Source organism: Caballeronia sp. dw_19 (assembly GCF_018449515.1).
Taxonomy (GTDB): Bacteria; Pseudomonadota; Gammaproteobacteria; order Burkholderiales; family Burkholderiaceae; genus Caballeronia.
Map to the genome: position 1 here is coordinate 367,043 of NZ_JAAVUQ010000006.1, position 14,803 is coordinate 381,845.

Here is a 14,803-nt window from a genome sequence, read left to right on the forward strand (position 1 = left end):
ACCAGCGGATGTCGAGCACCAATGGCACTATGCACGGCACTACGCACGGCGCTTTGTTTCGCAGTCGGGCTTCAGGTCACGGCATGCCCGGCGCCCTGTTCGGGCGGCAGGACGTGTTTGAGAACGACGTCGATATCTTCTTCCACAAGCACTGGATCATGGCGGGTGTCACTGCCGACGTACGCGAGCCTGGCGATGTCTCGGCGGTGGATATTGGCCGCGCCTCGATCATCATCGTTCGCGACGATAATGACATTGTTCGAGCGTATCGGAACGTGTGCCGTCATCGCGGCGCACGCCTGCGCGAGCAAGGCAAGGGTTCCGTGGGAATGCTCGTCTGCCCCTACCATCAGTGGACGTACAGCCTCAACGGCGATCTTAAACACGCCGCGCACATGGGACAGGATTTCGATCCGACCTGCCGCAGCCTGATGCCCGTCCCCCTGCGCGTAATAGGCGGGTTGATCTTTGTGTGCCTGAACGACGAAGCGCCCGCGGACATTGCGGCGCTTGACGAGACCATGGCGCCACGCCTGGAACCGTTCGATTTGGCCCGCACAAAAATTGCCTACGAAACGGACATCATTGAAAACGGCAACTGGAAGCTGGCAATTGAAAACAATCGCGAGTGTTACCACTGCAGCGCAACGCATCCCGAGCTCACCGTATCGTTCCTGGCCGAAGATTTCGGCTTCTGCCCCGACGGCTTAAGTGAGGAATCGGAGCGCGCGCTCGTTGAATATCGGGCGCGTAACGCGGCTTCGCTGGCGAGCTGGCACAAGGAGGGACTGCTCAGCGAAGCCGTAGAACGACTGGATGACGTAGCCACGCTGTTCCGAACCCAGCGCCTGGTCATAGCCGGCAACGGCGAATCGCAAACGATGAATACAAAGGTGGCCAGCACCCGGCTGCTCGGCGACAACACGCGCCGCGATCTCGGCGATACCCATTTGTGGACGCACAACTCGTGGTCCCATGTCATGAGCGACCACGCGGTCATTTCGTACCTCATCCCGCTTGCACCGGATCGAACGCTGGTCAGAACCAAGTGGCTCGTTCACGAGGATGCGATCGAGGGCGTTGACTACGCGCTGTCCGATCTGATCGAGGTATGGCAAGCAACCAATGCTCAGGACGCCCGCCTTGTTGCGATCAATCACCAGGGTACGCAAGACCCCGGCTACCGGCCCGGACCTTTCTCGCCTTTCACCGAGTCGTATCTCGAACGATTTTCACGCTGGTACGCGACGCGGCTGGAAGCGCACGGCATCTGATGCCATGACTCGCGTCGCGCTTGTGATCCGGCGCGGTTGCCGGATATTGATGTGCCTAGCGTTTAATTAATACAGGAATACTATTCAAATGCAAATTTTCGCGGTATTCGACGAACTCGCGAACACTTCTATTCGACTAGCCGGCAAGCTTGGCGACCTTCATTCGCCCAGGTATAGAAACGACTGTTCTTCTTCGATACGGCTTCTACCAAACTTACCATTGGTCGCGTGGCACCCGCGTTCGTAGATGATCGAAATCGCTCAACAACACCAAGCGGCAACGTAGCTTAAACGCCGACCAATCCCATTACATCAATCAATCGGCTAATACAATAATGACGACCCGGCGGTTTTGCTCCCGTCCCTCCGCCGTACGATTGTCAGCAACAGGATTGCGCTTGCCTAAACCCTGTTGCCGGATGTGACTCGGCGCGATGCCCGCATTCACCAATATACAGGTCACCGCAGCCGCGCGCCTCATTGAAAGAGCGTCGTTGTAGGTCAAGCTGCCAACCGAGTCGGTATAACCCAGTACTCTTAGATCGACGAGACCAACTGCGTTGAGCGAGCGCCCGATTTCCAGAACAATCTGGCGGCTCTCGGGCGTAAGTTGGTCCTCGTCTGTGTCGAACAGAAGCTTGTCCGACAATCCCAGTATCCACCCGTCTTCGGTCTTCACAAACCCGTCCCGCTCCAGGACCGCCACCCGCATACCCGCCAGGTCCTGTGGCGCGCTCGCAGGGATTGTCTTGCAGCCGCTCAGCGCCGCGGCACACAGCAACACCACGGCCAGCAGGCGCGTTCTGCGCGAAAACAGCGATAACGTTTTAAGCATTTCCCCTACTCATTAAAATGAACCATGCGACCTCGAAGACCGGCGGCGTTGTAACGCCACTCCTTGTTGCGTCGAGCCTTGGCCAGGTACATTGCTATGTCGGCCGCGCGGATCAGACCGATGCCATCCAGCGCATCATCGGGATAGACCGCCATGCCCACGCTCACCGAAGACATAACCGTCGTGCCGTCATCGAATACGATAGGCTCCCGCATCGCCACGGCAATGTTCCAGGCGACGCGACTGGCATCCTCCGCGTCCCGCAGGGGCGAAAGCAGCGCGGCGAATTCGTCGCCGCCCAGCCGCGCAACGAGGTCCCCCGCGCGAAGCTGCTCACGAACGCGCGCCGCCACGGCGACGAGCACCTTGTCGCCCGCTGCATGACCCATGGTGTCGTTCACCTCCTTGAATCGATCAGCATCAAGGAAAAGCACAGCAAACCTTTGCTTGTCCCGTGTCGCGCGCTCCACCTCGTGCGCGAGGCGACGCTCGAAAAGCGTCCGGTTAGGAAGACCCGTCAGACTGTCATGGGTGGCCTGATGTGCAAGCGACTTATTTTCGAGCTGCATGCCCGCCTCCCACTTCTCAAGCTGTTCGAGCAGAGCATTAAAATCGCTTGCGAGATCGTTCAACTCCGTAATGTGCGCAGGCGGCACTCGCTGCCCGAACGAGCGGGCGCTACGCACCTGATGCGTCACGCGCGCAAGCTCGCCAAGTGGAATAGTGATGCGATTGAAAATTCGTCTCGAAAGATATAGCGTGCTCGCCACGCTCAAGGCCATGCCCGCAGCAATCCACAAGAAGCCCGTCACGATAAAAGCGAGCAGTCCGTTTGGGCTGCCGTGAAGGCGGATTTCACCGACCGGTACGCCTTCGTTAAGGATCGGCACGGCAACCGCACTGCGCCATGGAAGCCTGTCGACGAGCCCCCAGATCTTCTCGTGCGAGTCGTTACGCGTGCGCTGCCACGTGGCCAGGCGGCCGCCATGGATATCGAAGACGGAAACCGACTCCACCTCATCACTCGACGCAATACGGGCAATTGAATCGAGCGCCGCACGCTGATCGTTGAAGACAACGGCGGCCTCCGCACTATAAGCAATTGATCGGGCGAGCAGTTGCAGGTTATGGTTCTCGAGCGCCTGCAGCCTGATCATTCCCACTATCATCAGTGAGCCGCCTGTGAGGCTTACCGCGATGAGCGCACACACGAGATGCACGCGCCGCAAGGTACGCGCGAGCGTCAGCGGCGGTGACGTGGTCCGGAGGACAGGAGGTTTCATCTCCTGTCCTCCCTACGCGCAAGCAGCAGCACGTCTGGGTCTATTCGCAGGCCGCTACGGGCGATTCCATCGAGGTTCGCGGCAAACGAAACCGCACCGCTCACGCGCGTCAGGCAAAAGAGACTGCCCTGTGCACACGCTTCGTCATCGCCTCCTACGCTGAGTACCGGGAGCCCTGCCAGCCGGCGGAAAAGTTGTTGTGCGGCTGCGCCGGTCACTTCGATATACAGCACGTCGCAGTCGGTCTCAAGGCGCGTGTCTGCGATCGCGTAGTGCCGTGTTACCACCGGCCGGCCCGTGTTTTCCGCAGTGAACTGGCTTAAGCTGCCGGCGTAGAGCGCGGGAGTCACGACGCAAAGCCGCCTGACGGAATAACTGGCCGGCCAGCGCGTAAAGCTGACGATTCCTTTAATAATGCGCGCCACCTGATCTGCACGCGCCTGCCCATCGGCAATCTCCGGAGGCGCTGCCGTTTGCCCGTGCGCCACGCATGACGTCAGCCCATTCACTAAAACCACCGAGCAAAATGCCATATATGACAGCGCCCGAGCAGCGAGGCGTCGCAATGCGTGCAATCCACCGGAGACAGGTAGGTTATGGGTGTACGTATGTGGCTCAATCATAAATCCGTGAGGCTCAGCTAACACTTGTCTCTGCTATAGGTTTACGGGGCCAGGATCGTCAATTCGATCAGGATATCTTAATACTGTTTCCTGATTTTTCCGAGCCTGTCCAAGAGGGAGAACATCCAGGGATTGGCATGAGCGAAAGGAAGATGCGTCAGGTTAAAGCACCTTGATAACCTCGGCCATGTCAGCTAAGCCAGTCTTATTGGTGGGTTCTTTCACGCCTTCCCCGCCTCATGCTAATCCTGTTTAGGTTGGCGGTTTGTCAACCTTTGTTAGACGCAGCCCACCGTCCACACAATCGCCGTCCTTGAGGCAGTGTTCAGGACAAGTCGGAGGGTGATCGCCGGCGTCATCAATCGACCTATAGTCAACGCACAGTCGATAAATCCTACTGTTAAATACGGTTAAATTATCGAGAAATCGAACACGCTCGCCAGTGCATGATTAGAATGAAGAAAATTGAATTTTCCTAGCAACAATGGCAAATCCATCTTTCTCTGGAAAGAGAAGTCAGGGTTCCACATTATCCACTTGGAGTCACTAACTAGGTCTTGCGAGACAACCACGGGAACCCCGGAGCAAGCGTTCGACACTACGCATCGTAGGACGCCAGGCTTATCCGGCCCGTGCTGGAACATGTGTGCACGTATTCATTCGGGTTGCATATGATTGAAAGTTCCGACGATATCCGCCTGGCACCGCCCGCCTCACCCGTCCTCGTTCTTTTGATTGATGATCAAGCCTGTGTTGGCGAAGTCATCAGACGCGCCCTCTCGTCCGAAGCCGATATTGAGCTTCACGTCTGCACGGATCCGCGAAGAGCCTTGAACACGGCGATGCAGTTGCAACCATCCGTCATCTTGCAGGATCTCGTGATGCCGGGTATCGACGGACTGGACCTCGTGCGGGTCTGGCGCACGACTCCGGCTACGTCAAAGATTCCGGTCATCGTGTTGTCCACGGAAGAAGAATCGACGGTGAAGCACGCCGCCTTTCTGGCGGGTGCTAACGATTACCTTGTAAAGCTACCCGACGCAATTGAATTGATTGCACGTATTCGCTATCACTCGAGCGCCTACCAGGCAATGCGTCACCGGGACGAGGCACTCGACTTTCTCTCGCATGACATGCGCTTGCCGCAAGTATCAATTCTAGCGTTGGTCGACAACCATCGCGATGAATTCGGTCACGCGTCGGTCGTCTTCGAAAGGATCGAAATGCATGCGCGGCGTACGCTCGCGCTAGCGGACGGGTTCATCCGCCTGACACTTGCCCAGTCGGAAACGAAAGCGCTGGAAATGACGGATCTGAGCGAGATCGTGGTCGACGCAGTCGATCAGTTGTGGGAAAAGGCACGTCGATTGGGGAGCCGGATTGTCATGGATGTTCCTGCCACGCAGTGTCTTTACCTGGCGGATCGCATGATGCTCACGCGCGCCATCAGCAACCTGATCGATAACGCGCTGAAGTATGGCCCTGCGCGCTCCGAGGTCCGTTGCCGTCTTGTGTCCGATGCTAACGAATGGGTAATCAGCGTGGAGGACGCAGGCACCGGAATTTCTTCATCCGGGACTCAACAAGCCGTGGAACCGTTCGTGAGAATCCAGCCAGGCGCGAACTCCGCCGACGACGGCTTCGGACTCGGCCTTGCGTTTGTGAAGATGACCGCGCTCAAGCACCGCGGCGATCTTTCGATGCAGCACGCTCCCGTGGGGTTCGTGGTTGCGATCAAGCTTCCCAGGCAGTGACGGAGATCAGCCATCTACCATTCGAACCCATGATTGAAGCAACCAATAAAACAAGGCTCGGCGCAATCGGCGGTCGTCGCCCTGCGCGGGTGGTGCAACTTGACCCTGCGCCACATCGGCTGCGCCGGTTCCGTTCACACGCGCTTCATCAAGGCGTTCGCATCTGGCGCAATGCGAACGCCTGCGGTGACCTGTGGATCGAGTTGCTGAACAGCTACGGATTCGATCCGTGTGCCGCGCTCAGCTTTACGGTAATGCAAGATTTTGAAGGCGACCAGTTCACGATCTTCAAATTTCCGCATGTTGACCTGGATAACCTCTACGGCCTGCAAGTACAGGAATTGGCGATCTACGACTCGCTTGAAGATCGGCTATCTGGGCAAACACAGCGTGATAACACAGTCATTATGGAGGTGGATGGCTTCTATCTACCCGACATGAAGGGGACGTCGTACCGGTCCGACCACGTCAAGACAACCATAGGAATTGACTACATCAATACACGGACACGACAACTAGGATATTTTCATAACGCCGGTTATTTCTTTTTATATGGTAAGGACTACGACGGGGTACTTCATCGGTTACCCGAGTTTTACAAACAGTCCAATCTGCTATTACCCTACGTTGAATTTTCCAAGCGGATACGCCCGGCGCTTGAAGGAACTGCCCTTGCGGAAGCATCCGCCGACCTGTTAATTGTGCATCTGGCCCGGCGCCCGGCAAGCAATCCCATAGATCGTTGGCGCAGCGCGTTTCCCGGGCACATGGATACGATCCTGGAACGTGGAAACCCTTACCTCCAACTCTACGCATTCAATCTGATTCAGCAACTAGGTGCGAATTTTCAGTACCTGGCAAAATATCTGGACTGGATGCGCGCGCAAGGATTCGATATCCCCACAGCCATTTCAGCCGCGGCGCAAAAGATCGCTAGCGAAGCGATGATGATGAAGTTCCGTGTGGCCAGAGCGAACCTGGACAAGCGGACGGACCTGTGCGACGACTGCTTCGACGTATTGGCGGCATCTTATGACCAGACCATCGGTTCCCTCGATGCGCTCATAGGTTAGGCGCGCGCTGTACCTATAAACAACGGGAACAAACACCGCTCAGGATCGTTCCTCTGACACCCTCTCGAATCGATACCCGTAGCCATAGATGGGGACGATCCGATACCCATTCTGGGGCCGCAGTTGAAGCTTCGAACGAATATGGGAGATGTGCGTATCCATCGTCCGCGAGGGCAGCTCGACATCCCGCCGCCACACCGTTTCGCGTATGTGCGTACGCGACAGGGGTCTGGCCAGGTTCCGGAATAGCAGCAAGGCGAGTTCGAATTCCTTGTGCGTCAGGCTGACGGGAATTCCAGCTACCGAGACGTGTTGCGTAGCGCAATCGAAATCGTAGACGCCGAAGGTTTGGTGAGCCTCTGCTGAGACGAGCGGATAGACGCGCCTCAGGATGGTCTCCACGCGGGCCAGCAGGATGCAACGCGACACCGGCTTGACGATGTAATCGTCGGCGCCCGCATTGAGCATGGCGACCATATCTGCCTCGAAGCTTCTGTTGGTCACGAACAGGACGGCGAGATTGGATTTTAATTTCTCCCTGATCCATTGCAGGACCAGATCGCCGGACATGCTCGGCATGTTCCAGTCGAGCATCAGCAAGTCGAAAGTCTGCCGCCTCAACTCGTAGATAAACACTCTTGCATCGGTGAAGATATGACAGGTGTGGCCAGCAGCCGTAAGGGTTTGAGTCACAAAATCGTTGTGCTCAAGGTCATCATCTAACACGCAGATTCGCATTGCCTCGGGTCCTTGATAATCGCGTTGATCTTTTGCCGGTCCTCATGGGCAAACAGCGCCGGTTCATGCCTACAATCAAACTAACGAGAGCGGTACTCGCTGTTTTCATGTCATCGCATGCGGGCAAGCCAGCGAGAGATGAAACAGCGCAAGGTGGTTGTCGATATCGATTGAAGCAAGCCGTTTTGAGGTGCTAAAACTTGCCCCTTGCATCTTGGCGCTAGCGGACGTGCCCAGCGCTGGCGAGAGCTCCCTGATTTCCGCGAATTGCCGCGTTCATTCGCCTGATCAAATGTTGCATCGATGACCGTATCAAGCATATCCAAAAAAGCCGCGATGAAATGTCAATCAATGCAAGGTGGCGTTAGCGCCGAGATTCCAGATTTCCAGGCGAGTGCTAAAAACGCGTGAGCAACCGCTTCGTCCATTTGCGGCACAAGCTAATCGCGCGTCAGAAGATCAATCCCGCTATAACCGCCGCAAGCGAGATCTGGATTCAAGCAAACACCGGACATATTAAGCTCTTAGTTAAATCACAATGGAGCGCGCGCAGCTCGCCCTTATCCCAAAGCGTCCAAGCCTCAACATGCCGTCCAGCGACATGCGCCGACTCACGCTAAAATGTCCAACTAACGCGATGCAGCACGCACCTGCCTGCGCTCAAGGTCACTTGAGTCGACACTGGAATCACAGGAGACATTCGTTCAATGAACGGCGCAGACTTACCAGGCATGCTTCCCGCAATGCTGCCGCGACTATGGGCGTTCGCGCTTCGCATTTCAGGCGATCGGCACGACGCCGAGGATCTCGTCCAGAGAGCTTGCGTCCGGGCGCTTGAACGAGCGCATCAATTGCAGCCCGACACATCCCCGCTAAGCTGGATGTTTTCAATCGTCCATTCCACCTGGATCAACGAGCTGCGAGCGCGCAGCGTACGCAAGCGCTCCAGCATGGATTGGGACGATGACTTTCTCGAAAACATCGCCGACCCCGTCGACAAAGGTCCGGAAACCCAGCTCATGCACGGCCAGATCATCAGCGCCGTTGAACGGCTGCCCGAAACGCAGCGTGTGGTCATGTTGCTGGTCGCGGTGGAAGGCTTGAGCTATCAGGAAGCGGCCGATGTTCTGGAGGTACCCATCGGCACTATCATGAGCCGGTTATCGCGGGCACGTCAGGCGGTTGGCGCGTTGTTAGGCACGCCTGATTCGAAAGCCCGGGCCTCGGTCGCACGCAAGGACTCCATCGCATGAAAGCCGACGACCTCATGCTAATGGCGTACGTAGACGGCGAACTGGCTCCCGAAGAGAGCCGGGAAGTCGAGGCGCTCATCCGCGCTTCTGCTGAAGCCGCGGAGCTGGTAGCGCTGCTGCAAGCATCGCGTCTTGACTACAAGCAGGCGTTCGCTACGCAAAAATTGCCGCCGGTGCCGGACTCGCTGACCCGGAAGATCGAAGCGATGGCCCTTGCACACAGCGCTAAAAGCGCGGCTGCAGGCGCAAACGATCCTTCAGTTCCAGCGCCCTCCGTTACCCCCGCCGCCGCACCGGTTCGCTCGCGTTTGCGCGCGGTTCCCACGTGGCTCGCGGCGGCGTGCGTCGCCGCCGCGTTTTGCGGTGGACTCTTTTTGCGGCCCGGAACGTTTGCTCTTCTCAGCCGGGGCTTGCCGAGTTCCGGCAGCGCCGCCATGGCAAGCTCCGGCCTCTCGCCTTGGGTAACCGCGGCGGTTGGCTATCAGCAGCTTTATACGCGCGACACGCTGGCTTACGCCGACGAGAATCCGGCAGCGACATCAAAAATAGTCGATGACATTCGCCATGACGACAAACTCGCGCTGCGCATTCCCGACCTAAGCAGCGCAGGCCTGACTTTCAAGTCCGTGCGCCGCTTGCAATTCAACAACAAGCCGCTCGTGCAAATCGTTTATCTGCCTGAGAAAGGACCGCCCGTCGCGCTATGCGTCATGAAAGACGTGAAGTCGGATCAAGCGGTTGCAGCACAGGTGGTCGACACCATGCACGTGGTCACATGGCGGCAAGCGGAACTTAGCTATGCGTTGATCGGCAAGACCGAAGGCGTCGATCTGGACGCACTCGGCAAGCGTATTTCGAACCGCGAGGTGGAGCAGCTATTTAGCAAGGCGACTTCAGCGCTGTTCCCGCTAGCCGGGTAAGCAATGGCCGGCCTACGGCTTATAAGCTGGTGAACGCCTGACGCCTTGAGCCGTGCAGGCCGGTTGGCGCTTGGCGGAATGCTTAGTCCGTCGAATCACGTCCGGTTGCACGAAACACACAGCCCGCCGCTCATCGGCGAAACGCAGATACACTTATAACAGGCCTGTTTAGCGGAAACCGACCACTTACCGAATCGGCGCACGAGAAAAAGCGCGAATTTGATCATCAGCGAAAGTAACTGCTCAGTCTTATGAAATCGGACGATATCCTGCTAATGGCCTACGTGGACGGCGAACTCCCGCCGCACCAACGCGAGGAAGTCGAGCGCGAACTGCGCACGTCTCCCGACGCGGCGGAGCGTGTCGCGTTGTTGCACGCATCGCGGCTACCGTACCGTGATGCGTTCGCCGCGCAAAAGTTGCCGCCCGTGCCGGCTAGTCTTAGCGCAAAGATCGAAGAGATGGCGCGTGTGGCTAAAGCGCAAACTGCCCGGCCCGTCGCCAGTCCCGACGTTAGCGTCAACGATCCCGTCGTTCCCCGTGCTCCAGGCAGTGCGTCCTCGTCACCCGTCCGCTCACGGCTACGCGTTGCGCCGGCGTGGCTAGGCGTCGCCTTCCTGGCCGGCGCATTTGCCTGCGGACTGGTGCTTCGGCTAGGTCCCGGCATGGGTCCGGCATCGAATGCCGGCGCTTCGCTTGCGTCGGTCGGCATGAGCGTATCGCCTTGGGTGATGGCGGCGGCCGGCTATCAGCAGCTCTATTCCCGCGAGACGCTGGCGAACGTCGTTCCCGACACCAACCTGTCGATCAAGACCGTCAAGGAAATTCGCCAGGACGATGGCCTCGCGCTGCGCATTCCGGACCTGAGCGCATCCGGCCTCACATTCAAGCGCGTGCAGCGCCTGCGGTTCAACAACAAACCGCTGGTGCAAATTGTCTATCTTCCAGAGAAAGGCGCGCCCGTTGCGCTGTGCGTGATGAAGGAGGCCAAGCCAGATGCCGCTGTGGCCGATCAGCGGGTCGACTCCATGACCGTTGTCACATGGCGGCAGGCCGGGTTGGGCTATGCGTTGATCGGTCAGCCGGAAAGTGTCGAGTTGACGGTGCTTGGCAAGCAGATATCGGCTGGCAGAACCGCTCCGTTGTTCAGCCGGGAAACCTCCTTGCCGATAGCTGCCGCCCTGGCGTCGGTTAACGTGGCGCCAAGCGTGGAATAAATTGATTGTCTGGCTGTTCTGTTGATTGGGCCTGTCTTTTACCCGCGCATCCGGCACTTAGCGACATGTATGAGGTCATCTAAACGTAAAGCGTTCGCTGCACCGCATTGCAGCGATGAACAGCGAACCACGCATCAAGCTGTGTAACCTCTCCAGCTATCAGGCCCCCGCGCGCACGCGTTCAACCTCCGTGCTCTTCACATCATCGCGCTGCTTGAACAGTGTGAAGTCGAAATCGATCAGCACGAACTGACCCTCCACGCCATACGGTTTGCCTTGCGCCCCTTCCGCCCTCTTAAGCTCGGGTACAAGACCATCGCGCGTGGCAAACGCGAAGTCGTCCCATAGATACGGATCACCATCAATATTGATCTGCGTCGTCAGCTTGCGATAACCCGGCGCTGAAATAAAGAAGTGAATATGCGCCGGACGATGACCATGGCGACCCAACTGATCGAGTAATTGCTGGGTCTTGCCCGCGGGCGGCACGCTGTAGCCGACCGGCACGACGCTCGTAAAGCTATAGTTACCCGCGCTATCGGTACGAATGGTTCGACGCAGATTGAATGCCGGTTGCGACGCGTCGAAATATGAATAGTTACCCAGATGATTCGCGTGCCATACCTCAACCAGCGCATCCTTCAGTGGCGCGCCATCTTCGCCGTTCACGCGACCACGCATCACGAGCGTTTCGCCCGGATCGGTGCCGTCATCCAGACGCGCATGCCCGACCGACTCCGGCGCACCCGCTACATACAACGGGCCTTCGATCGTGCGCGGCGTGCCGCCTTCTATACCGGCCTTCGCTTCCGCCTCGTCCATCCTCAAGTCGAGGAAATGCTCGAAGCCCAGGCCCGCAGCAAGCAGTCCGAGCTCTCCGCTCTTGCCCGCTTCGCCAAGATAGTTGAGCGCGGTCCAGAACTCGTCGGGCTGCACATCGAGATCTTCAATCGTATAAAACAGGTCCCGCATAACGCGATTCACGATCGCCTTCGTGCGCGCATTGCCTTCGCTGGTTGCGCTGTCGTTAATGGTCTTGAGCAGCACGTCGATAGCTTGATGGTTCATTTTTGTCTCCGTGTTTTATCTGAGGTCGGCGTTCGTTAATACGGACTACTTCGGGATCGTTAAGGTCAGCGCCGCAACCGTTCGATACGTTCCCAATCGAGGGTGATGCCCAGACCGGGGCCTTGCGGCAGATGCAGCGAAAAGTCTTCATAACGCAGCGGCTCAGTGAGAATTTCCTCAGTCAGCAAGAGCGGGCCGAACAATTCCGTTCCCCACTTCAACGAGCTGAACGTGCTGAATAGTTGCGCCGATGCAATCGTGCCGATCGCCCCCTCCAGCATCGTGCCGCCATACAAATCAATATGCGCCGCAAGCGCTATCGCTGCGACGCTAGCCGCGCCCAGCAGTCCACCGGACTGGGCAATCTTGACGGCGAAGACATCGGCACAACGGCTGCTCGCCAGTGCGAATGCATCGGTGGGGCCATGCAGCGCTTCGTCAGCCATGATTGGCACGCGAGCCAGGTCGGTAAGCCGTTTGAGGCCGGCGTGATTCGTGGCGGCTATGGGTTGCTCGACCAGATCGACGCCGGCATCGGCGAAGCGCGGCAACGCCCAGATAGCGTCCGACTCGCTCCATGCCTGGTTCACATCCACGCGAACGTCGCCACGCTCACCGAGCGCTTTCTTGATCGCCACGACATGCGCTACATCGTCGGCCACTGCTCCCGAACCAATCTTCAGCTTGAACACGCGATGCCGCCGCAGGTCGAGCATCTGCTCGGCTTCATCGATGTCACGCCGTGTATCGCCGCTCGCAAGCGTCCATGCGACTTCAACCGAGTCCGTCACCCGGCCGCCGAACAACTCCGACAGCGGCACGCCGATCCGTTGAGCCTGGGCGTCGAAGAGCGCCGTTTCCACCGCGCATTTCGCAAACCGATTGCCCTGGAACAACTTGCGCAGCTTCGCCATGGCCGCACCGGGCCGCGTTGCATCCAGGCCTTTGAGCAAGGGTGCGAAGTAGGTATCGATATTGACCTTGATGCTCTCGGGACTCTCTTCACCATACGCGAGACCGCCGATGGTCGTGCCCTCGCCCACGCCGCTTACGCCGTCCGAGCAGCGAATCCGGACCAGCACCAGGGTCTGGCAGTTCATGGTCGCGACCGACAGCCGGTGGGGCCGGATAGTCGGGACATCAACCAGTAGTGTTTCCACGCTTTCTATTCTTACCGCTGTTGCCATTGTGCGTCTCCTCCCGAAGCACACATGGTAGAAACAAACGAACCGGGAAGTCCAACACCGCTTCCGACTACTTTCATACCCTGAAGGTATGAAACCCGTATTCTTCCAATAGATATATATAAAAATCAATAACTTACGATTAACCTCGACAGGCCGGCATCCTGAATTGGCCGCTGTACCCCCACTTTACCCCCACTCCAGATGCGGGCAAGCTTGGGCGCTTTCGGCAATGTCCGGCATCATCGGCAACATGGATCGCTAGAATCTCTGTCCGTCGGACACTTCGGTCAGGTTCCCTAGTGATCGCCAAATTCACGTGCCAGTCGTAAAGGGCGAAGTCGCACCCGCTTTGCTTGCGATGCCAATTTCGTTATTGACCGTTCTTCGGGCTTGTTCGGAAGCTTGTTTGCGCAATATGCGCCAACGAATAGCCGAATTGGTAGACGCGCCCTTCAAATCCTAGTGGCAGTCGGTGAAAGGTTCGGGTCCTCGCTTGGGCACCAAGTAGATTCGCAAGTAACAACAAAGTTTGACCAGAAACACCCAGAAAACCCCGACGGCACAAGGCTCTCGGGGGGGTTTATTGCCCAGCGTCGCCCAGCCTCCACCGCAAAAACCCGCTTTTTTGGGTACACTTTGGGTACATTGAGACTGGGGGTTTTTGCCATGCCCAGACTCGCGGTTCCCAAGAAGGACCTCGTTTTCCGAAACGCAAAACCGGCCGCCGCTGTCTACCAGATTGGCGACGGTGGGGGTTTGTCCCTGCAGATCAAACCAAACGGATCCAAGCTCTGGATATTCCGTTACCAGCGGCCCAGCGGCGAACGGAACAACCTCAGTTTCGGCCCCTACCCGGTTGTGCGGGTCGAAGACCCACGCGACTTTGCCATCAATGCACGGCGCGCGCTGCGCAGCGGAATCGACCCGCAAGCTGAGCTTGAGGCCAAACGCGCCGCTGCACGTGACGCGGCCAAAAGCCGATTTGATATCGTGGCCCAAGCGTGGCTCGCCCATAAAAAGCAAGAATGGGCCGACGAAACGTACCGCAAGGCGGCATTCGTTCTCGATACCTACTTGACACCCGCTCTCAAGAAAAAACCATCGCGACCCTGACGACCAAAGAGGTCAAGCCGGCCCTTCAGAAAATCGCATCTCACGCGCCCAACCTTGCCACCAAATGAACGGCATCATCGTCTTCGCGATTCAAGACGAGCTTCGGGAAGAGGGCAAAGTGCTGTCGCTGAACGGCGCGCTGCCCAAGTATGAGAAGGGACATATTCCGGCGATCACCAAGCCGTCAGAGATCGGTCCGTTGATCATCGCTATCGAGGCGTATTCGTCGGTCGTGACCCGCGCGGCGTTGAGGATGGCGATGTACACCGCTCTACGCCCTGGGGTTGTAGTGCAGGCAAACGAGAGCAGTTTGATTTGAAATCTGCTGAGTGGCACATTCCCAGCGCTATCATGAAGATGCGCCAAGATCATATCGTGCAATTACCTCGCCAGGCCCTCGTGCTGACCACGCGAAGCGATGAACACTAGCCCCGTTTCGCCGAACTGGGGGCGGAAACGAGGGCC

Annotated in this window: 14 protein-coding genes; 8 read left to right on the top strand and 6 right to left on the bottom strand. The window is 57.8% G+C overall.

Features of this window, described 5'->3' with window-relative positions:
• Window positions 1-8 precede the first annotated feature (8 nt).
• Window positions 9-1,274 (top strand): aromatic ring-hydroxylating dioxygenase subunit alpha, encoded by a 1,266-nt coding sequence (locus HB376_RS11795; protein WP_213763826.1) that lies wholly within the window; start codon window positions 9-11, stop codon window positions 1,272-1,274.
• A gap of 316 nt (window positions 1,275-1,590) precedes the next feature.
• Here the strand turns inward: HB376_RS11795 and HB376_RS11800 are convergent, their stop codons facing one another.
• Genes HB376_RS11800 through HB376_RS11810 form a run of 3 tightly spaced genes read right to left on the bottom strand, consistent with a single transcriptional unit; the run spans window position 1,591 to window position 3,901 of the window.
• Window positions 1,591-2,109, bottom strand: a complete 519-nt coding sequence (locus HB376_RS11800; protein WP_213763827.1) for an OmpA family protein — start codon at window positions 2,107-2,109, stop codon at window positions 1,591-1,593.
• Between the two features lie 5 nt (window positions 2,110-2,114).
• A complete protein-coding gene (locus HB376_RS11805; RefSeq protein ID WP_213763828.1) occupies window positions 2,115-3,392 on the bottom strand; it encodes a diguanylate cyclase in 1,278 nt (425 codons plus the stop codon).
• Window positions 3,389-3,901, bottom strand: a complete 513-nt coding sequence (locus HB376_RS11810; protein WP_213763829.1) for a YfiR family protein — start codon at window positions 3,899-3,901, stop codon at window positions 3,389-3,391. Before HB376_RS11810 ends, HB376_RS11805 begins: the two co-directional genes overlap by 4 nt.
• Before the next feature lie 785 nt (window positions 3,902-4,686).
• On the opposite strand from HB376_RS11810, the gene HB376_RS11815 reads away from it, so the two are divergent.
• The gene (locus tag HB376_RS11815) at window positions 4,687-5,769 is read left to right on the top strand and encodes a hybrid sensor histidine kinase/response regulator (protein ID WP_213763830.1); all 1,083 of its coding nucleotides are present in this window, start codon (window positions 4,687-4,689) and stop codon (window positions 5,767-5,769) included.
• Between the two features lie 29 nt (window positions 5,770-5,798).
• Window positions 5,799-6,842, top strand: a complete 1,044-nt coding sequence (locus tag HB376_RS11820; RefSeq protein ID WP_213763831.1) for a DUF1839 family protein — start codon at window positions 5,799-5,801, stop codon at window positions 6,840-6,842.
• 39 nt (window positions 6,843-6,881) lie between these two features.
• Here the strand turns inward: HB376_RS11820 and HB376_RS11825 are convergent, their stop codons facing one another.
• On the bottom strand, window positions 6,882-7,580 hold the full coding sequence (locus tag HB376_RS11825) for a response regulator transcription factor (RefSeq protein WP_213763832.1): 699 nt from the start codon (window positions 7,578-7,580) through the stop codon (window positions 6,882-6,884).
• Between the two features lie 707 nt (window positions 7,581-8,287).
• Here HB376_RS11825 and HB376_RS11830 point away from each other — a divergent pair.
• The 3 genes from HB376_RS11830 (at window position 8,288) to HB376_RS11840 (ending at window position 10,970) form a co-directional block, all read left to right on the top strand.
• Entirely contained in the window at window positions 8,288-8,833 is a 546-nt protein-coding gene (locus HB376_RS11830) for an RNA polymerase sigma factor (RefSeq protein WP_213763833.1), read from the top strand.
• Complete coding sequence (locus HB376_RS11835) at window positions 8,830-9,753, top strand: anti-sigma factor (RefSeq protein WP_213763834.1); 924 nt, start codon at window positions 8,830-8,832, stop codon at window positions 9,751-9,753. The genes HB376_RS11830 and HB376_RS11835 overlap by 4 nt, the downstream gene beginning before the upstream one ends.
• Window positions 9,754-10,004: 251 nt before the next feature.
• Window positions 10,005-10,970 carry an anti-sigma factor gene (locus tag HB376_RS11840; RefSeq protein ID WP_213763835.1) on the top strand — a complete coding sequence of 322 codons (966 nt, stop codon included), beginning with the start codon at window positions 10,005-10,007 and terminating at the stop codon, window positions 10,968-10,970.
• A gap of 159 nt (window positions 10,971-11,129) precedes the next feature.
• Here the strand turns inward: HB376_RS11840 and catA are convergent, their stop codons facing one another.
• Window positions 11,130-12,038 (bottom strand): catechol 1,2-dioxygenase, encoded by a 909-nt coding sequence (gene catA / locus HB376_RS11845; protein WP_213763836.1) that lies wholly within the window; start codon window positions 12,036-12,038, stop codon window positions 11,130-11,132.
• A gap of 65 nt (window positions 12,039-12,103) precedes the next feature.
• Complete coding sequence (locus tag HB376_RS11850; RefSeq protein WP_213763837.1) at window positions 12,104-13,225, bottom strand: muconate/chloromuconate family cycloisomerase; 1,122 nt, start codon at window positions 13,223-13,225, stop codon at window positions 12,104-12,106.
• 666 nt (window positions 13,226-13,891) lie between these two features.
• On the opposite strand from HB376_RS11850, the gene HB376_RS11855 reads away from it, so the two are divergent.
• The gene (locus HB376_RS11855) at window positions 13,892-14,338 is read left to right on the top strand and encodes an integrase arm-type DNA-binding domain-containing protein (RefSeq protein ID WP_213763838.1); all 447 of its coding nucleotides are present in this window, start codon (window positions 13,892-13,894) and stop codon (window positions 14,336-14,338) included.
• A gap of 64 nt (window positions 14,339-14,402) precedes the next feature.
• A complete protein-coding gene (locus tag HB376_RS11860; RefSeq protein WP_213763839.1) occupies window positions 14,403-14,657 on the top strand; it encodes a hypothetical protein in 255 nt (84 codons plus the stop codon).
• The last annotated feature ends 146 nt before the right edge of the window (window positions 14,658-14,803 follow it).